This is a genomic window from Cohaesibacter intestini (assembly GCF_003324485.1).
GTDB lineage: Bacteria > Pseudomonadota > Alphaproteobacteria > Rhizobiales > Cohaesibacteraceae > Cohaesibacter > Cohaesibacter intestini.
The window spans coordinates 764982-784129 of the sequence record NZ_QODK01000001.1; the positions used below are offsets into that span (position 1 = coordinate 764982).

13 protein-coding genes are annotated in these 19148 nt (G+C 55.7%); all 13 read left to right on the plus strand.

Features of this window, described 5'->3' with window-relative positions:
* The first annotated feature begins 9 nt into the window (after positions 1-9).
* The 13 genes from DSD30_RS03180 (at position 10) to DSD30_RS03240 (ending at position 19130) form a co-directional block, all read left to right on the plus strand.
* On the plus strand, positions 10-1473 hold the full coding sequence (locus tag DSD30_RS03180) for a glycosyltransferase (RefSeq protein ID WP_114008121.1): 1464 nt from the start codon (positions 10-12) through the stop codon (positions 1471-1473).
* A gap of 16 nt (positions 1474-1489) precedes the next feature.
* Entirely contained in the window at positions 1490-2620 is a 1131-nt protein-coding gene (locus DSD30_RS03185; RefSeq protein ID WP_114008122.1) for a hypothetical protein, read from the plus strand.
* A gap of 57 nt (positions 2621-2677) precedes the next feature.
* The gene (locus DSD30_RS03190) at positions 2678-4117 is read left to right on the plus strand and encodes a sugar phosphate nucleotidyltransferase (RefSeq protein WP_114008123.1); all 1440 of its coding nucleotides are present in this window, start codon (positions 2678-2680) and stop codon (positions 4115-4117) included.
* Between the two features lie 56 nt (positions 4118-4173).
* Positions 4174-5787 carry a right-handed parallel beta-helix repeat-containing protein gene (locus DSD30_RS03195; RefSeq protein WP_157967540.1) on the plus strand — a complete coding sequence of 538 codons (1614 nt, stop codon included), beginning with the start codon at positions 4174-4176 and terminating at the stop codon, positions 5785-5787.
* Between the two features lie 5 nt (positions 5788-5792).
* On the plus strand, positions 5793-7259 hold the full coding sequence (locus DSD30_RS03200; RefSeq protein ID WP_114008125.1) for an MBOAT family O-acyltransferase: 1467 nt from the start codon (positions 5793-5795) through the stop codon (positions 7257-7259).
* 9 nt (positions 7260-7268) lie between these two features.
* The gene (locus DSD30_RS03205; protein ID WP_114008126.1) at positions 7269-8429 is read left to right on the plus strand and encodes an alginate O-acetyltransferase AlgX-related protein; all 1161 of its coding nucleotides are present in this window, start codon (positions 7269-7271) and stop codon (positions 8427-8429) included.
* Positions 8416-9186 carry an SEL1-like repeat protein gene (locus DSD30_RS03210; protein ID WP_114008127.1) on the plus strand — a complete coding sequence of 257 codons (771 nt, stop codon included), beginning with the start codon at positions 8416-8418 and terminating at the stop codon, positions 9184-9186. The genes DSD30_RS03205 and DSD30_RS03210 overlap by 14 nt, the downstream gene beginning before the upstream one ends.
* A gap of 24 nt (positions 9187-9210) precedes the next feature.
* Positions 9211-10536 (plus strand): alginate O-acetyltransferase, encoded by a 1326-nt coding sequence (locus DSD30_RS03215; protein ID WP_114008128.1) that lies wholly within the window; start codon positions 9211-9213, stop codon positions 10534-10536.
* A 12-nt stretch (positions 10537-10548) separates the two neighbouring features.
* Complete coding sequence (locus DSD30_RS03220) at positions 10549-11178, plus strand: alginate O-acetyltransferase AlgF (protein WP_114008129.1); 630 nt, start codon at positions 10549-10551, stop codon at positions 11176-11178.
* Between the two features lie 16 nt (positions 11179-11194).
* On the plus strand, positions 11195-13981 hold the full coding sequence (locus DSD30_RS03225; RefSeq protein ID WP_114008130.1) for a tetratricopeptide repeat protein: 2787 nt from the start codon (positions 11195-11197) through the stop codon (positions 13979-13981).
* Positions 13978-15228, plus strand: coding sequence for an alginate lyase family protein (locus DSD30_RS03230; RefSeq protein ID WP_114008131.1), 1251 nt, complete (start codon positions 13978-13980; stop codon positions 15226-15228). Before DSD30_RS03225 ends, DSD30_RS03230 begins: the two co-directional genes overlap by 4 nt.
* 205 nt (positions 15229-15433) lie before the next feature.
* Complete coding sequence (locus DSD30_RS21960) at positions 15434-17218, plus strand: polysaccharide lyase family 7 protein (RefSeq protein ID WP_114008132.1); 1785 nt, start codon at positions 15434-15436, stop codon at positions 17216-17218.
* Between the two features lie 166 nt (positions 17219-17384).
* Positions 17385-19130 carry a type I secretion system permease/ATPase gene (locus tag DSD30_RS03240; RefSeq protein ID WP_157967541.1) on the plus strand — a complete coding sequence of 582 codons (1746 nt, stop codon included), beginning with the start codon at positions 17385-17387 and terminating at the stop codon, positions 19128-19130.
* The last annotated feature ends 18 nt before the right edge of the window (positions 19131-19148 follow it).

Sequence of the window (19148 nt, forward strand, 5' to 3'; positions counted from 1 at the left end):
ATCTGGGCGATGTCACACCTGATCTATCTTCTGATCATGATGCTGCTTGCATTCTCTGTACCGCTCAGCACCGCAGAGAATGCATCCGGTGCACTGATTGTCTTGGGCGCCATAGGGATTTGGCGATATTCATGGGCTGCCATCAATTTCTCCCGTGCCCTCTATTTCGCGAAAATCGCCTTTCCGCGGCGTCGTGCCCGCGTAGAGGCCGCCTATGGCGCACTGCCTTATCGCAGCCACGCCTTCTTTCTGACGACCACCTTCAGGATCGAACCGGAAATCTCGCTGCGGGTCTACCGGTCGATCTTTGAGGCGGCGGCTCTGTCCGAAGGGGGCGCAACTGTTGTGGCCTCCGTGGTCGATGCGTCCGATGTTCGGCTGATCAAGGGCGTGTTTGCCGCCATGACCCGGGACATGTCGCGCGTTCAGTTGATTTTTGATCGCATCGATGGCACCGGCAAGCGGGATGCTTTGGCAACATCGCTGGCAACCATTGCCAAACAATGCCCCACCCGGCGGGACATCGTCATCTTCGTCGATGGCGACAGTTGCGTGCCGGTTGATATCGTCGCCCGCTCGGCCCCCTTCTTCACCAATCCGCAATATGGGGCGGTGACGACCGATGAACGCTCAGAAGCGGTTGGCAGTCGGATGTTCCGCGACTGGTTCGATCTTCGGTTCGCCCAGCGTCAAATGATGATGTGCTCGATGGGCGTTAGCGAACGGGTTCTGACCCTGACGGGACGGATGTCGGTCTTTCGCGCCGATCTGGCCACCAATCGGGCGTTTATTGAAGCGGTGCGCAAGGATCATATCGATCACTGGCGCCTTGGTCGGATCGACTTCTTGACCGGCGATGACAAGTCCACCTGGTACTGGTTGCTCAGCCAAGGCTACAAGATGGGTTACATGCCCGATGTCTCGACCCTGTCGATCGAGACCCAGCCGCGCGAGGGCTTCGTCGATAGCGCTGTCACCTTGATGGTGCGCTGGTTTGGCAACATGCTGCGCACCAATGGACGGGCGCTGGGGCTTGGACCAGCCAGGATCGGTTTCTTCACCTGGTGGTCGCTGCTTGATCAGCGCATATCGATGTGGACCACCATTGCTGGCCCGATCAGCTTTCTCCTCGTCGCCCTGTTTGTCGATCCCCTCGTGCTGGCGCTGTATCTGTCGTGGGTGATGTTCACCCGCTACCTCTTCTGCACCGCCATCTCCCTGTTTCGCAAAGGTGGGTTTCCCGTCACCTATCCGGTTCTTCTTTATTTCAGCCAAGTCTTCGGAGCCATCGTAAAGACTTACATTCTCTATCGTCTCGATAAACAGAAATGGACGAGGCAAAAAACCACCGGACGCAAGAGTAATAGATCGAATTTCGTCTTTTTGAAGTCAAGTTTTGTTTCGTGGCATATGCAATTACTGACAATCGGCTGGTTGGCAGTGAGCGTATCCTGGATGACAGGTCTAATCTAAAGCGAGAATTTATATCATGTATTCAACGCCAAACACTGCGACCCAACAAGAACAGCTGGATGATATCAGCCACCTTGAAACCGCGTCCCTCTCCGGGGACAGCAATGCAGAACATGCCTATTTGCAAATGCCCTTCATGGTCTCCATTGATGGCCGCCAGTATGAAGGCAATGGTATTTCGCTGGTCAATGCCTTTGTCACCGGGCTTGCGGCGCGTGAATATAGCGGTGTCAGCAAACTGGCAACCTTCAAGTTCCCGTTTGAGGGCTTCACCTTCACCCTGCAGATTGAAATTCTGATGCTGTGCGTCGATGAGAAGATCGGCAAATACCGGCTGGACTTCCTCAAGCCGACCGGCTCGCACCTTGCGCATTTGCGCTATGTGGTCAATTCCTATGTCGCTGGCGAACTGGTCACGATGAATGACCTGCTCAGTATCAATGAAGACAAGCTGCAAACCGGCAAGAAATCGGCTGAAACGGGTAGCCATCCTCTGGTTCGGATCACCAAACGCATTGTCGGCACCGCTTTTGTCTTTGCCGCGACCCTTGGCCTTGCCCTGTTTGTTGGCACTTTGGTGCAAAATCGCCTGTTTGTGTTTGACGTGCCTGCGCTTGCGACGATCGCACCGGATGGTTCGGCCATCACCGCCCCCAAGGGCGGGCGGCTGATTTTCTTCAATCCGGCCGCGACCTTCAAGGAGCCGTTGTTCGCGATCCAGACCATCGAGGGCGAGCAGTTCACCGCGATCAATCCTTGCGACTGCAAATTGCTGATTTCAGAGACGGTTGATGTTGGTGAGATCGTCAATGAAGGCACGGCCCTGGCGATTGTTCCCAGTGACCGCACCGAACCGCTGATCAAGGCCCAAGTGCCGGACAAAATTGCCAAATCGCTAATCTATGGCGGCGTTGCTGAGGCCCGCATGCCTGATGGTCGCCAAATCGCACTGTCGGTCACCAAAGCCAAGCCAAGTGTTAGCTCCGCCACCGATGCGCAAACGGAAATTACCTTTGCTTCTGCAGAGCAGGCCTTCACCAAAGAAGACATTGGCAAGCTTGTCTCGCTGCGCGTCCTTAGCGGGCATTACTTCAATATCACCCAATATATTAGTGATCTTTATGGCCAGGTTCGAAGTAAAATCTGAATATAAATATTAACATTACTACTGAGCAATCCAATTTAATTGGGAAAGGTTCGTAAAATGAGTAATATTTACCCCCTTATTCTTTGTGGCGGTGTGGGCACCAGACTCTGGCCCCTGTCCCGGTCGAGCAACCCGAAACAGTTTCAGCCGATCGATGGCTCCGACAGCACCACCTTCTTCCAGACAACGATCTTGCGCCATGTGGCCGAGGGCTTTGAGAAGCCACTGGTCAGCGTCAATCGCACCCATTTGGGGACCGTCAAGCAGCAGCTCAATGATATCGATGTAACCGCATCGATCCTGTCAGAACCGATCGGGCGCAATACCGGACCGGCGGTGCTGGCTGCCGCGATGCATCTGGTCGAGCGGGATCCGGATGCCATCCTCGCCGTTCTGCCGTCGGATCATGTCATCAAGGGCGACCTCAATGGTGCCCTCCGCCGGATGATCCCGGCAGCGGAAGCCGGCAAGATCGTCCTGTTTGGAATCGAGCCGCGTTATCCTGAAACCGGCTATGGCTATATCATCGACAATGGCCCGCATAGTGAATTGCTGGATGCCCATACAGTGTCCCATTTCGTCGAAAAGCCCCCATTTGAAATTGCCGAGCAGCTGATCACGGACGGCAATGCCTATTGGGCCTCGGGCATCAGCCTGTTTCGTGCCGATGTGATTATTGCCGATTATGAAAAATACGATCCGGACAGCTATCAGGCGGTGATTGAGGCCTATGCAGAGGCAGAATATTTCCCTGATCGGATCGAGTTGTGCGGCAAGGGGTTTGCCAAGGCTTTCAGCGGGCCGACGGAATCGATCATTTTCGAGAAGACCGAACGGGCCGTGCTGTCGCCCTCTGACATCGACTGGAATGATGTGGGTGCCTGGAAGGCGTTTCATGCAGTTAGCGAAAAAGACAGCCATGGCAATTATATTTGCGGCGACGTGGTCTGCATTGAATCCAACAATTCCTACATTCGCGGCTCCAACAACCGGCTGGTCGCCGCGCTGGGGGTCGATGATCTGGTGATTGTTGACACGGACGATGCCTTGCTGGTGACCACCCATGAGCATAGCCAGAAGGTCAAGTCCGTGATCCAGGCCCTCGAACAGGATGGGCGCAAGGAAGTGGTCACCCACGCCACCAAGCAGTTTGCATGGGGACAGTTTGTCGAGCTGCAATCGGGCAATCAGTTCAATCTGGCCATGTTGCGGGTTGAGCCGGGCAAGTCGCTACTGTTTGACGACAAGGCAGACTGCCATCGTCTTCTGTCCTTCTCGGAGGGACAGGGTTCGTTCAGCAAGGGTGCAATCATCACCCCCGTTATTCCCGGTGAAGTGCTCGAAATCAAGGAGAGCGAGGTTGCCACCTTCCGAAATACCGGCACCGAAACCGCTGTTCTGATCGAGATCGAATATCAGACCGCTGGTCTGGAAAGCTTCGAATTCCAGCCCTCTCCGGCTCTCGGCTTTTCCAATCGCAAGGAAGAGGTGGCGTGATGAGCCTCCCCGGACTTTCGTCCCCACTGTCTTCAAGGCGACTTGCAGGTCTCTGCATGGGGCTGAGCATTGGATTGTGTGCGAGCCTCGTGACAGCGCCATCGGCGCAGGCTGGCTTTAATGGTGGTTACCTTCTGGAGACTGAGACAAAGCGCTTCATCCGCGCCATGAAGACAGAATTGGCGGCGGCCGGATCTCACGGCCAACGCCTGACCGCCAGTGCGCACATCGCCTCACAGCTTGTTCCTTCTTTCAGATCCGGGGCGAAACAGACTGGGATGAAGCAAACTGGGGTGAAGCAAACTGGGGCGACGATGGTCACAGCCATCGAAAAGTCCGACAAGGCGAAACCGGGGCAAGCAAGAGATGTCACGCTGGTGCCGCTGGAGCTGGCACTGTCGCAAGTCGCGATGCAGGTGGGTAGCAATCATTTTGATGAGATCAAGGCAGCTCAGGCATCCGGCAATGGTCAGGTTCTGACCCTGCGCAAGGGCCACTTCACGATGGCTCATCTGTTCGCCATGACCCGGACAGATGAGCTTCGGAAGGCCGTTACCAGGAGGCCGGATGGATATGGACTCCATCTGCCAGTCCTGATCATGCCTGCGGCCCATTTGTCCATCGCCGGCGAGCAGATTGCCCTGTCATCGAGCAGCGGCGCCTTCATCATCAATCTCGGCACGCTGGGCATTGAGAAGGCGGCCATCGCAGGAATGGCTGAAAAGAGCGATCAAGCAAGGGGCGACGGTGCTTTCAAGCCGTTTCTCATGACGGCCCTTGGCGGCAGATTTGCAGCCCGCGACAGCCAGTTCTCCCATCTTGGCTTCGGTGATCGGCCCAAATTTCGGGGACTAAGCTTCATTTCGGGGCATTTGTTTCCAAAACAGAGCTTTGTCTTCCTGTCCAACAATCGTTTTGACCATGTGGGTACAGTCGAGCTCAAGGGCATGCGCGACTTCACCCTGTCAAACAACAGTTTCAACGCCAGTGGCGAATCCGCCCTGCGAATCGAAGACAGCATGTCCGGTCAGATCATCGGCAATCTGGTGATGAAGAGCCAGAAGCATGGCCTGCGTGTGACCAACAATTCCACCCGCATCACCATCCGCAACAACATCATCTTTGGCAGCAAGGAAGCTGCGATCTTTGTCGGCGGCGGGGCGACAGCAACGAACATCGTCGACAATATTCTGCTCGACAACAAGAAAAGCGGCATCATTTCCAAGAGCGCCGCCTGCCCGACCATTCATGGCAATGCCATTCTGCGCAACGGGGTGAGAGGCATCTTGTCGGAAAACACCTTCCAGTTGAGCCTCAAGAGCAATGTGATTGCCCTGAATAAGGGACCGGGCATTTCCCTGCTTGGTGGGGCGGTGCAGACAGATCACATCATCGTTGAAGGCAATCGCTTCGAGCGCAACGCATTGGGCCTTGGTACGTCGGACATTTCGAATATCACGCTGAAGAACAATGATTTTTCCAAACAGTTGCCAGCTCTTTTCTCAGGCGAAATGACCTTCTATCTGGCGGACTATCTCAAACGGGCCGGCACGCTGGTCAAAGGCAATCTTTCCCCGTTCATCATTTCCAAGCCATCGCATGTTGCCGACAACGGGGTCAGCAATTCCGGCCTGCTTCTGTCCAAATTTCAATATTGCAATGATGGGTGACGATTATGGTTTTTTCTTCAGAGCAATTCATATTCCTGTTCTTGCCCCTGTTTCTGGCGGTTTATTATCTGACACCGGCGAAGCTGAAATCCTGGGCGCTGGTCCTTGGCTCCTATAGCTTCTATGCGTGGTGGCGGATTGATTTCCTGTTCCTGTTGATCGCCGTGACCTTGTGGACCTACTGGTTCGGCCTGCGAATCCAGCAGCGGACAGTCGAGAGCGAAAGGCAGCTATACTGCACGATCGGTGTGATTGGCTGCCTGTCGGTGCTGGGCGTCTTTAAATATTTCAACTTTTTCCTCGACAGTTTTGCCGTCGCTTTCGGCACCACATCTGACGCGCTGGGTGTCCATTGGCAGTTGATCCTGCCAATTGGGATTTCCTTCTATGTCTTCCAGTCAATCAGCTATCTGGTCGATATCAAGCGCAAGGATGCGCCTGCCACCAGAAGCTTTGTGGATTTTGCCGCTTTCATTGCCCTGTTCCCGCAGCTGATTGCCGGGCCGATCCTGCGCTTCAAGGATCTGGCGGACCAGATCACCAGCCGGGAGCACAGTTTCGAGAAATTCTCGAAAGGCATGACGCTTTTCACCGTTGGCCTTGCCAAGAAAATCCTGCTGGCCGATGCGATTGCGCCGATTGCCGATTCAGCCTTTGCCGCCACCGACCCGAGCTTTGCCGTCGCCTTTCTGGGCATGTTTGCCTACACGCTGCAGCTTTATTTCGACTTCTCGGGCTATTCGGACATGGCGCTCGGCCTTGGTCTGATGATCGGCTTCCAGTTCATTCAGAATTTCGACCGTCCCTATATCAGCCGCTCCATCACCGAATTCTGGCGCCGCTGGCATATCTCCCTGTCAGTCTGGCTCAGAGACTATCTGTATGTTCCCCTTGGCGGCAACCGGGTGGGGCCAACCCGCACCTATGTCAATCTGTGTTTGGTAATGCTGCTGGGTGGCCTTTGGCACGGCTCCAACTGGACCTTTGTCCTCTGGGGTGCATGGCATGGTGGCTGGCTGGCGCTGGAGCGGGCCACCGGCTGGGGTGCCAAGGCGAAAGATCACTGGATCTCTCTGCCTTTTACCTTTGTGCTGGTCATGCTGGGTTGGGTGGTGTTTCGCGCCGAAACGGTCTCCAGCGCCTTTGAAAGCTATGCCGGGCTGATCGGTCTGAACGGCTTTGCCTTGCCCGACGACTATCTGGTTGGCCTGCCACAGGATGCTTTCCTGTTCCTGATGCTCAGTGCCGCCATCGTGGTGCTGGAAGGCCGGATCCGGTCTTTCTATCTGGCCATCACAGACAGTTCAGACCCGGTCGGACAGCAGGCTGGCAGTCCGGGTGGCGCAATTGCTGCGGCCTCAAGCCTGGCCATGCCGCTGGTCAGTGCGACTGCCGTCAGTGCTCTGTTTTTCCTCGCCATTGCCAAGCTGGCGGAACAGAGCTTTTCACCCTTCCTGTATTTCCAGTTTTGAGGATTTGTCATGAAACAGCGGATTGAGTTTGTATCGAAATTGATGCTTCCCGGCCTCTTTTTGTGTTACGCGGCCTTTGCCAATGTCAGCATGCTGGTCGATGGGGAATTCTCTGGTGTGAAAGAGGCAGATCAGCCCCTGCTGGCTGGTGGCCTGACCAAGGGCATGGACAAGGTTTACAAGGATAACCTGCCACACATGACCCCAGCGATTGGTCTGCTGGGGGCCGTGCGCTATCAGTTGCTGGGCATTGGCAAGCCCGGTGTGGTTGTCGGCAAGGACGAATGGTTCTTCACCAAAGAGGAATTCGCAGCCAAGACCAACGCACCATCCCAGATTGATCGGGCGATCCGGCAGATTGAAGCGGTCAAGGACGAGTTGGACGGAGCGGGCATCAAGCTGGTTGTCGTGCCCCTGCCCTACAAGACCGATATCTATGCCGACGTCTTGAACAAACGGGTCAGCTCGCAAGAGGCCACGCTGCATTATCGCAATTTCATTGACCGGCTGGCGGGGGCCGAGATCCCCTTCATTGACACACGGGACAGTCTGATCAAAGCCAAGGCGAAGGGCGAGGTCTTTTTCAAGACCGACACGCACTGGACCCCGCTGGGCGCTGAAAGCGTCGCACGCGAGATTGCCGGTTCCGTGCCTCTGCCTGAAGGAATTGAACCATCGGACTTTGAGCTGATTGCCACCAAACATCGCACATTCTGGGGCGATCTGGTGCGTTTCGTCACCAACGAGGATTTTGGCGAATGGGCAGGGCTGAACAAGGAATCCGCCACGCTTTGGCAGGCAGAACAGACAATGCCGCAACAGGCGGTGCTTGACCTGTTTGCCTCTGACGACGCCTTTCCGGTCATTCTGGTGGGCACCAGCTACAGTGCCAATCCGAACTGGTCCTTCGCGGAATTCCTCAAGCATCACATGAAAGTCGATGTAATCAACCATGCCAAGGAAGGGCAAGGCCCCGGCACGCCGATGTATGACTATCTCAAGAGTGACGATTTCCAACAAACCCCGCCACGGCTGGTGATCTGGGAAATCCCGACCCGCTACATCGCGCAAGACGATATCTGGGCAAAGGCTCCCAAGAAAGCCGCCCCGCAAACCCAGCCATCAGCAACCGCCAAGCACGCAACAGGAGGCAAAGATGACGTTTCATAAATTCAAGCTTGTCGCCCTTTCTCTGGCCATTCCGATTGTGGGCATGTCACAAACCCTCGCCCTGCCCGCGATTTCCAGCCCTGTCGCACAGTCCGCTTGTGCTTCGTGCAGCGAGGAAGACCGGTTCCGCGATCATCTGATGCTGGTGGCGGCCAGTTCAAACACCCAGTCGCTGAAAGACATTCGCAAGCGCTTGGTCAAGAAGAAACGGGTCCGTTTCTCAGAGCTTCGCCGCCTTGCGGATTCCGGAGACAGTCTGGCCGCCTACTTTATTGCCGACCGGATCATGTCAATGCAGAAGGAGCGTCTGCTCACGGATGCGGCGCTATATTATTCGATCGCAGCCATGGGAGGGCGCGACTATGCGGTGCGCCCGTGGCTCTCCATCATGGAAAATCAGACCGTCGAGCACAGCGACAAGCGTCTGGAATATTTCGAGAATGCGCTCAATGAGCAGGCATCGAAAGGCAACATCCGGGCGATCCGGGCGCTGGCGAAATTCTACGCCGCGGGCGAACCTTTTGGCCACGATCCGGCACGCGCCAAGCGGTGGCAGCGCCGGGAGATTGAAACCAGCGGTGACGGTGAGGCCGCTCTGGGTCTTGCGGCTGCGATTGCCTCCAAGCCGTCCCTGTCAACAGACGAACATGATGAAGCCTTGTCGCTGATTGCGATGGCAGAACGCAGTGAGGATCTGGGCGTCCGCACAGCGGCCTACAATTTGCGACTGATGATGTCGGCAAAATCGGACGAGTAACTCGCGCAACAGAGGACCTAATTCATGATGATTGCTTCACGATATATTCTGGCCTGCCTTGCTTGCTCTGTGGCCTTCGGAACCCAAAGTCGGGCGGCGACCGATACAGCGACGCATGATTTCGGATGCAAGTTTCTCGAACAGAAAGCTGAACCTCAGTCGATCATCGGGCAAGACGGGTTTGTCTTTCGCGTTCACACCGACTTGCGGCTCCATCATACCTTCACCGATCAGACGGTCACCAATCTGGCTCACCTGTCGAAATGGTTGAAGCAAAATGGGACCACGCTGATTTATGCACCCGTGCCGACCAAGAGTCAGGCCATGCCTGATTATCTGCCACAGACTGCCAAACTCTATGGCTATGATGACCGGATCTCGGGCGTGGTCTATGAAAACATTATCGGTCGCCTGAAGGCTGCCGGTGTAGTGACCGTCGATTTGATGACAGCCTTGCGGGCAGCAGAGCCCGGCAAGGAACCCTTCTTCAAGGCAGACTTCCACTGGAGCCCGGAAGGTGCCCGACTGGCGGCCAAGGCGATCAGTGAGACCATCAAGGCGCAGCCCGATTACCAGCAAGTGACGAAAACCAGTTTTCAGACCGTTGCACGGCCCAAAACGCCACTTTTCTCGAAAATGCGCGACAATCTGCAGCGCTATTGCAAGGAGAGCCTGCCCGCCATCAATAGCGTGACCTACCAGACACAGGAAACGGCTGGCGCGTCACAGGGTGCGACCCTTGATCTGTTCGGTCCGCAACAGGCTGATCCGATTGCCTTGGTGGGGACCAGTTTTTCCGATGCGCAATATTACAATTTCGCGGGTTTCATTCGTCAATATAGCTCCCTGCGCCTGACCAATTATTCGGTCACCGGGGGCAACCAATTCGGCTCGATGCTGTCCTACCTCACGTCGAATGACTTCAAGACCAGCCGACCCAAATTCATCGTCTGGGAAAATCCCATCTACAACAATCTGGGGCAGTTTGGTGCAGCGCCCTGGGTGGAATTGTGGGCCTCGGCACGTCAGGAATGCGTCTCGACCGCAGCCAACCTCGAGGATGGGGGCAAGGAAGCCTTCCTTGATAATCTGTCCCGCCGCTCGCTGCAGGAAGACCTCGCCATTCTGGTGGATTCCGACGATACCAGCATTCGCTCGGTCAATGTGAAGGTGGATTATGCATCGGGCCGCAGTAGGAATATCACGATTGAACGAAACAGTCGCATCCGCTCCACCGGGCGCTTTTACATGCCGGTCCGCCCCATTGCGCATGAACAAATTTCCCAACTCACCATCGATTTTTCCAAACCATCGGACGGCGTGCCGATTGTTCAACTCTGCTCTTACTAGGAGGGTGATCTCATGTTCAAGAAAACCATTTTTACCGTTGTAGCCCTGATCGTTGGCCTTCATTCCATTCCTCCGGCCACAGCCAATGATGCCGCCCTGTATGACAAGGGGTTTGATCCCAATGCTGCCTTCATCCGCATCGTCAGCTCAGGGGAAAGCGTTTTGCGTATCGGCTCAAAACGGCTGCAGAAGGGACAGAATGTGTCGCCCTATGTGGCGGTCGATGCAGGCAGAATTGCCGTTGATATCGATGGTCAGGCGAGCGAGATCGAAGCGGCTTCAGGCAAGTTCTACACCGTCGTGGGGCTGTCGAAGGGGCATGTCATCTTTCTCAAGGACAGCATTGCCATCAGCCCGGCCAAGTCGAATCTGAGTTTCTACAATCTGACGGGCGACAAGTCGGTTGATCTGTTTGTCATGCAGGCCAAGGCAAACGTCATTTCCAACCTGCCATCGGGGCAGGGCAAGACCGTGCAGCTCCGGGCGCCTCTGACGCTGGATTTTGCCGCCAATGTCGATGGTCAGACGGAAGCGGCCGTATCCGGCGTCAAGCTGCAACGCGGCGGCGGCACCACGCTGATTGCCATGCGGGTCAATGGCGCAATGACCTTGAAGGCCATACAGAACGAAATCGCAAAGTGAACAGGAGAGGCGTAAAATGATGATCCGGAAACACACCCATCTGAAATACCTGCTGGTGACAAGTGTAGCCCTGCTTGCAGCGTCCGTATCAGGCATGACGGAAGGCCATGCGTCACCGGTATCGGTCGATTTTGCTCCTCCAAAAATCAATCTCGGCAAGATTTGCAAGGCCCGACGCAGCGATGCCCAGATCAAGGCAAGCTGGGCGGGGTGGGATGGCAAAAGCCTGCCGCGCGACATGTCCAAGGATCAGGTCGCGCGGGAAATGGCGCGGCTCTTCTATGCGGCTCCAGAAACCTATTTCGCCGCAATTAAATCCGGTTATGGCCTGCTGCTGGACTCCGATCCCAATTTCAAGGAAAGCCGCTATCTGATCGCCATGATCGAGCTGTATCTGGAAACTGGGCGGTATGACGCGCTGAAAGAAGAGAAGCTGCTCGAAAAACTCGAGCAGCATGCGACCTCTTCCGATCCGAAGGTTCTCAACTTTCTGGCGGATCTGCATCTGAATGGACAGATCGCCGACAGCGACGAGGAAAAAGGCCTGTCGCTGAAGGTTCAGGCTGCCCGATTGGGCAATCCGCAGGCCCTGCTGGACGTGGCGCAGCGCGCCAATGACGGGGCTGATATCGAAGGATGGGACGTCGCACCCGACGTCGCTGTCACGTTGGCCTTCGGTGCCCTGCTGGGCAAGCTCAATGGTTCGGTCTGTGACCGGATCGGGCGGATTGCGCGGGAATATTCAAAAGGTGAGATCGTTGTCCAGAATTACGCCCTCAGCGAGGAGTGGCATCGATTTGCCGCTGACTTGGGGGACGATGATGCAGCGTGGAAAACGGCACAAATGCATCTCAGCGGCGATTATCTGAAAAAGAATAATGACCATTTGCTGAAATATCTCGAACAGGCATCGGATGCCGGCATCCTGTCGGCGCAATTGGAATATGCGCAGATCCTGATCGAAGGGGCGCTGGTGTCGCGCGATCTGGCAAAGGCCCGACAGATCTATGATGCGGTGGAGAAAAGCCAACCACGCATTGGCCTGATTCGGAAAATCTCCTTGATGGAGGCAGGCAATCAAGACGAAGGTGCGTATTTTGACGACTATTCCGCAACCCTCTCCCGGCTGGCAGCCCTTGAGGATGCACCGGCCTGGGTCTTTCGCAAAATCGCCCTGATCACCCTGGATCGCTCGCAGACACCGACGGCACGCAATACGGCGCGTGCCCTGCTTGAAAAAGCCATCAGCCACGGTGACAAGGATTCCGAGCTGCATCTGGCCACAATGCTGTTGGAGGGAGCCAAACAGGCTGACAATCTCGACCGGGCGCTGGATCTTCTCTATTCCGCCTCGTCCAACCGCGGAAAAACCAACTCCCTGACCGAGCTGCAGCGCACCCATCGCTGTTTTGGACAACTTGATTCCGACCTGTCGATTGCCTCATTCTGGAAGGAAGCCAACAGGGGAGCGGGCAATGAAAGTCTGTTTCTGACGTCCAAGGAAATCCGGTCTCTTAATACCCAGAATGATCCGTTGGACATCGCAACCCTGCAATCCACCGCCATGTATGGCAGGGCCAGCGCGCTTACCAATTATGCCGAATATCTGGCCAGCACCGAACAGGCTGGAAACCTTGCGCAATTGACCGCCCAGCTGGCTTTCTGGCGGACCTTCTCCGAACAGTTTGACGGAGGACGGGCGGCCATCGAGGTCGGCATCTATCGTGGAGCCCGTTCCGAGCAAATGAAGCAGGCTGCGCTGGACAATCTGGAGGCGCTATCGCAGGCAAAGGACCCGTATGCGGCAATCGAACTGGCCGAATTGTATCTTTATCGCTCCAAGGGTCAGATGGCCCAGATCCGCAAGGCAGAGCAGTTGATGCAGATTGGCAAGGACGAGATGACCGGTAAGCTTCTCAAGCTTTATAACCGGGTCAATCCCGATCCCGAAAATCAGAAATTCACACTCTGGAACAGCACCGTATCCGGCATCAGGAAAACCAACGACACTGGCATTCTGCTCAAGGCAGCGCTGGCGTCCGAAGAAGCGGATACGAAAGAACGGCTGTTCAACACTGCGGTCAGCGTCATGACCTGTAATCTCGACAATGTTCTGCAGATTGTTCAGTATTTGCAGACAATCGGGGATCGTGCCTCCCAGGACCATTGGCTGAAGGTCGCCTCGCAGTTGGTCACCGAGCCTTGGCAGATGATCAAGATCGGCGACATTTACGCCTCGTTCGGGAGCGAAGAAGCCAGCAAGAAAGCTTATGACCACTATATGGCGGCCTTCGAGGCGGGGTCACAAACCGCTGTCTTTCGCCTGATGGATCGCGTGCCGGTTCCCGACAATCCCTTCTATGACCCGGCTCTGGCGGTTGAAGTGTTCGATGCCGCAATCGAGCGGGCCGACGGCGATCAGATGTGGGGTATTCTTGCCCATATCAAGCGCAGCGAGGAGGCCATTCAAAGCCATGTTCTGAAACGGCACAGTCTTGAAAAGCTCTATCGCATTTCGGCAGAGGCTGAGCAGCCTGCCGCCATGCGGGAACTGGCGAAACTTCTGCGGCAAGACAGACCGAGTGCCGCCGAGGTCAACGAATCCAGTCAGTGGTTGAAAAAGGCGGCTGAACAGCGGGATGTGGAAGCCATGGTTCTGCTTGCCAACTCCTATGCGTTTGGCATTGGTATGGAACCATCTCAGGAACTGGCTCATAAGTGGTTGGCCGAAGCCTCCCAGAGCGGTGACGAAAAATCGCAAATCATGCTGTCGCTGTTCCGTGGCAAGGAGGCCGCGCAATGATTGTCGGTCATTCCCCATTTCGGGTGCGCAAAAAGGCGCGCTTGCTCGGCCTTTTCACATTGCTGCTTTGCACCAGTGGATCGGCATCCCTGACCCGTCAGATAGACGTGGAGGCGGCCCCTGCCGACCCAACCCCTGCGCAGACCTTCGATCAAGTCAGCGCCCTGTCCAAGTCTGATCAAAGCCCGCTGCTGCTGCCCGCTGATCTCGACGCCGATGACATTTCAGAATTGCCTGCGGCCAAGCAGGAGGCTCCTGACGCCTCTGAAGAGTCGGACGAAGCCGACGAGCAGAATTCCTATGACTGCCCGGACTTTCCCGAGCCGGTCATCACACTGGATTTCGAAAGCCCTTACAAGGCCGAGAGCAAATCCCGGTCGGAACTCGACAAGGAAAACAAGGCAAAGGCTGTTGCCGCCCTCAAGCCATCGGACGATTTTGTTCGCCTGCTCTCCAGAGCCAGCCGGACTGCAACCAAGGGAGATGGCAATCTTGCCGCGGTCGATTGTGTCCTGTCCGGCATCAATCGCTGGGCCGAAGCAGGGGCTTACAGCGCAATCGAAAGCATGACCGCAAAGATAACCTACCCGTCTCGGGTGGGTGGCATCGCCATTGCCTATGGGCAAGTCAAGCCCTTGATCCAGCCCGATGATCAGAAGCGAGCCGAGACGATCGAAACATGGCTGCGCAGTCTGGCTCACGACATCATCGATTATTGGAATTTCGACGCCCCGGTGCTGGCATCTCAGGGCAATTTGCGCGCGTGGGCGGCCTTGTCGGTTGTTCAGATCGGTCTGTTGCTCGATGAGCCTGTCTTTCTGGAATGGGGACTGGAAAGTCAGCGGATCATTCTTGATACTCAGGATCCCGATGGAAGCCTGCCGATTGAAATGCGCCGTGGTCAGTTTGCCTTGCATTATCAGATGCACGCAGTGGCGCCGATGGTCACAGCAAGCGCCTTGCTGAAAGATGTCGGGCTGAGCAACTCCAAACCCTATGAAGAGAAGCTCTTTCTGGCGGCCAAATTCTCGATCAAGGCAGTCGATGACCCCAGCATCGTTGAGACGAAGGTCAACAAAGTGCAAACGGTCAAGCAAGGGTTGCTGAAGCAGAAGAAACACACCATCGCCTGGCTCGAGCCTTATCTGTTTCTCAATCCAGACTTTGAACTGGAGCAGCGTATCGCCGAGATCAGACCGCTAAGCAACTCAAAATTGGGAGGGAACCTGACAAAAATTTTTAAGTAAACCGAAATATAGTTTACGCACATGCTCATTTTTTCACGCATTGCACAAATATATATCATATATAGCAATTTCATAATTCAAACAAAATTCATCGCAAATCATTAAAACGTGAAGATGATTCGATCATTCTCCAACCTTTTAACTTCCACAAGATCAACATCAAAAAGTCAATCCCGTCCATAATACCGAATATACAGGAGTTATCATGGCTACAAATTCTGACAATTTTGATCTGACCGGCTGGAAAATGAATATTCCAGTCGACCATAATGGAGGAACGAGTGGCCGAGCCAAAACGGTTGTAGACCTTACCGGTTATGAAGAGGACTTCTTTTACGATGCGGACGATGGTGCGATGGTCTTTCGTGCGTCGGTGGATGGTGCCCGCACTGGCAATGCGCGGTATGCCCGTACCGAATTGCGGGAGAAAGACGGAAGCGAAAGCGCAGCCTGGCGGCTGGATGAAGGCGGTACGCTGACCGCGACATTGCGCATCGACGAAGTGCCCAAATATAATGACGGCACCGATGGGCGGATTGTCATTGGCCAATTGCGCGGCACCGTCGATGAGTTGGTCCGGCTCTACTGGAACGATGGCCGGATCTATTTTATGAGCGAACATAGCGGCCCCGATGACAAGGTGCTGACCTATGTGCCCACCACGGATAGTGGTGAAGAACCCCACGTCGCGCTCGGCGAGACCTTTTCCTACAAGATCGAAGCGCGGGACGAGACATTGACCATCGTCATCTATGCCAACGGCAAGGTCTATGAATCGGTCACCGAGATCCAGTCGCACTGGCATCACGAAGATCTCAATTTCAAAGCCGGGCTTTATCTCGGGCTGAACGACTCTCAGGGCACCGGGACCGGGCAGGTATCCTTCTATGGGCTGGACTATTCACACACTATCGGCGAAGGGCTGGACGGTCTGGTCGGATTGGATGATACACTTGGCGATAACACCGATGAGGAGACTGATGGGGAGACTGATGGGGACGAGGGCGATCCAGATACGCCACCGGACACTCCGATCGATCCTGACATTCCGGTCGATGAAGGCGAGGTGCCCGAGGTGACAGCCGAACAGGTCGGCACCGGTGGAAGTGACAAACTCTATGGCACGGCAAGCAACGATCTTTTGTCCGGATTGGATGGCCATGACAAGCTGTATGGCCGGGAAGGCGATGACATTCTCAAAGGTGGGGAAGGCAAGGACCGGCTCTATGGCGAGGCGGGCGATGACTATCTGTTCGGTGGGGAGGACCGGGACAAGATCTATGGTGGCGAGGGAGAGGATCACCTGTATGGCGGGGGGGACACCGACAAGATCTATGGCGGTGAGGGTGACGACTATATCGAAGGCGGGGACGACAAGGATCAGCTCAGAGGGGAAGATGGTGAAGACACCATTTTCGGCGGTGAGGGTGATGACAAGCTTTATGGCGGGGATGACAACGACTTCCTCTCCGGCGATGGAGGAGAGGATCGCATTGATGCCGGCGCGGGAGATGATGTGGTTCTGGGCGGCGATGGGGAAGACGACCTCAGGGGCCGCCAAGGCAATGACACCCTTTATGGCGGCAACGACGATGACCGGCTGATGGGTTATGAGAATGATGATGTTCTGTATGGTGGGGAAGGCAGCGATCTGCTCTATGGCAATGATGGTGCGGACCGGTTTGCCTATACAGCCCTTAGCGAGTCCACCGCCCATGCCAGTGGTCGCGATATGATCGCCGACTTCGATCAAGGTGAAGGCGACAAGATCGATCTGAGCGCCATTGATGCCAACAGCAACCTGTCCGGCCATCAGGATTTCGATTTCATCGGGCAGGCCGCCTTCTCCAAAACGGAAGGCGAACTGCGCTATGGCATGATGTCTGGCTATCAAGTCGTGGAAGTGGATGTTGACGGCGACGGGGCCGCAGACTTTTCCATCGAGGTCAAGGGGTCCATGGCCTTGAGCGATGATGATTTCATTCTTTAACCCTCACATGACTTGCCTCTATTTGCGCTTGTTCGGGCAGGACCAGAACGCCTGTGTTCTGGCCCCGCCTTCCCAATGAAGGCTGCGTTTCATGGATGCTGATACACTCCGGCTGTCAGGCAGGTCACCCCTATCCCAACCTGCTCATATGAACTTGAACGGTTACATGCGATGGCTCGCGGTCTTTTCCGTTGCGGCCAATCTTCTGTTGCTGGCGATGCCGCTTTATCTGTCGCAGATCTATGACCGTGTTCTGCCCAGCGACAGTCCGGACACGCTGCTCTATCTGTCGCTGTTCATTCTGATGTGTCTGGCGCTGTTTGGCATGATGGAAGTGCTGCGCAACAAGGTGGCGCAAAAGATGAGCGCTTGTTTCGAGCTGCGCCTGGCGCCTCGCTTGCTCCATCACGCCCTGCGGACGCGGGCCAGCAACAAGGGGGACTATGCCCTGTTGCTGCAGGATGTGGCCAACATTCGCCAGATGCTGGCCAGTCGTGCCTTCATTGGTCTGTTTGACCTGCCCTTCACACCTTTGTTCCTCTGCTTGCTGTTTCTGGTCCATCCGGTTCTGGGCGTGTTGGCGACCTTGGGGGCGGGGCTTCTGGTTCTGCTGGCGCTGGCCAATGAAATGCTGGCATCGGACAAGCAGGGCAAGGCCACCGACCAGCACAAACAGGGCACTGCCAAAAGCAACGAAATCCTGACCCATCTGGATGATGTCTGTGCCATGGGTATGGGAGAAGCCTTGCGAGGCCGCTGGCAGGACACCATGCTGCAGGCCGCGCATAGTGCAGACGATGTGGCGCAGGTCAATGGTGCCTTTTTTGGATTGGTCCGTTTTTTTCGACAGATGATACAGGTCGCCATGCTCGGCTTCGGGGCCTATCTGGTGCTGACGTCCCACCTGTCAGCCGGTCTTATTTTTGCCGCCAGCATCGTGTCGGGACGGGCCTTGATGCCAATTGAACAATTCATCGGCGCGTGGCGCGGTCTCGCCTCCTCCCGTGCGGCTCACCGACGGGTCCAAGCCCAACTGGATCGGATGGAAGACGCGGAACGCGACGCCGCACCACGCCTCGAATTGCCACAGATCGAAGGTCGGCTCTGGTGTCAGGGGGTGACGGTCATTCCCGAAGGAGAACAATTCGACAAAGCCATTCTGAAGAACATCAATCTCGAGATCGAACCGGGGCATGTGGTGGCCATCATCGGGGCCAGTGGGGCCGGGAAAACGGCCTTGTTGCGGGTGCTCGCCACTGTCAGTCGGCCCGATCTGGGACGCTACTTCATCGATGGCTTTGAAACCACCCAGTGGGATGCGGATCAACTGGGAGCCAATATTGGTTACTCGGCTCAGGAGAGCCATTTCTTCCGCGGCACCGTGGCCCAGAATATCGCCCGCTTCTCCCCTACCGCCGACGCCAGAGCGGTGATTGCGGCGGCCAACATGGCCGGAGCACACGACTTTATTGGCACTCTGCCACAAGGCTATAACACGCTTCTGGGGTCGGAGGAGATCCGTCTCTCCGGTGGGCAGAAACAGAGAATCGCACTGGCTCGGGCCTTCTTCGGTGACCCGCAAATCCTGCTGCTCGATGAGCCTGATTCCCATTTGGACTTTACCGGGGAACAGGCCCTGCGCAACGCCATCAAGGATGCCAAGACGCGAGGCAAGACCGTTATTTTCGCCACCCAGCGCAATCTGCTTGTCACCTCGGCCGACAAGGTTCTGGTGATGGAGGCGGGACGGATTGCCAATTTTGGTGAGCGGCAGGAGCTGTTGCCCATTCGGGCCCAGTCTGCGGACAAGCCACAACAACTCAATGCACCCGATGAACCGCTTGATCCGTCAGATGTTCCTGACATTTCGGATGCTTCAAATCCCAGCCCTTCAATGAAGCGGTCTTCATAGAAGGGCGGAAAAGGAATG

Excerpts from the sequence above, each read along its gene's own strand:
- DSD30_RS03180 (WP_114008121.1), top strand. The coding sequence starts at position 10 with ATGTCACACCTGATCTATCTTCTGATCATGATGCTGCTTGCATTCTCT.
- DSD30_RS03185 (WP_114008122.1), top strand. The coding sequence starts at position 1,490 with ATGTATTCAACGCCAAACACTGCGACCCAACAAGAACAGCTGGATGAT.
- DSD30_RS03190 (WP_114008123.1), top strand. The coding sequence starts at position 2,678 with ATGAGTAATATTTACCCCCTTATTCTTTGTGGCGGTGTGGGCACCAGA.
- DSD30_RS03195 (WP_157967540.1), top strand. The coding sequence starts at position 4,174 with ATGGGGCTGAGCATTGGATTGTGTGCGAGCCTCGTGACAGCGCCATCG.
- DSD30_RS03200 (WP_114008125.1), top strand. The coding sequence starts at position 5,793 with ATGGTTTTTTCTTCAGAGCAATTCATATTCCTGTTCTTGCCCCTGTTT.
- DSD30_RS03205 (WP_114008126.1), top strand. The coding sequence starts at position 7,269 with ATGAAACAGCGGATTGAGTTTGTATCGAAATTGATGCTTCCCGGCCTC.
- DSD30_RS03210 (WP_114008127.1), top strand. The coding sequence starts at position 8,416 with ATGACGTTTCATAAATTCAAGCTTGTCGCCCTTTCTCTGGCCATTCCG.
- DSD30_RS03215 (WP_114008128.1), top strand. The coding sequence starts at position 9,211 with ATGATGATTGCTTCACGATATATTCTGGCCTGCCTTGCTTGCTCTGTG.
- DSD30_RS03220 (WP_114008129.1), top strand. The coding sequence starts at position 10,549 with ATGTTCAAGAAAACCATTTTTACCGTTGTAGCCCTGATCGTTGGCCTT.
- DSD30_RS03225 (WP_114008130.1), top strand. The coding sequence starts at position 11,195 with ATGATGATCCGGAAACACACCCATCTGAAATACCTGCTGGTGACAAGT.
- DSD30_RS03230 (WP_114008131.1), top strand. The coding sequence starts at position 13,978 with ATGATTGTCGGTCATTCCCCATTTCGGGTGCGCAAAAAGGCGCGCTTG.
- DSD30_RS21960 (WP_114008132.1), top strand. The coding sequence starts at position 15,434 with ATGGCTACAAATTCTGACAATTTTGATCTGACCGGCTGGAAAATGAAT.
- DSD30_RS03240 (WP_157967541.1), top strand. The coding sequence starts at position 17,385 with ATGCGATGGCTCGCGGTCTTTTCCGTTGCGGCCAATCTTCTGTTGCTG.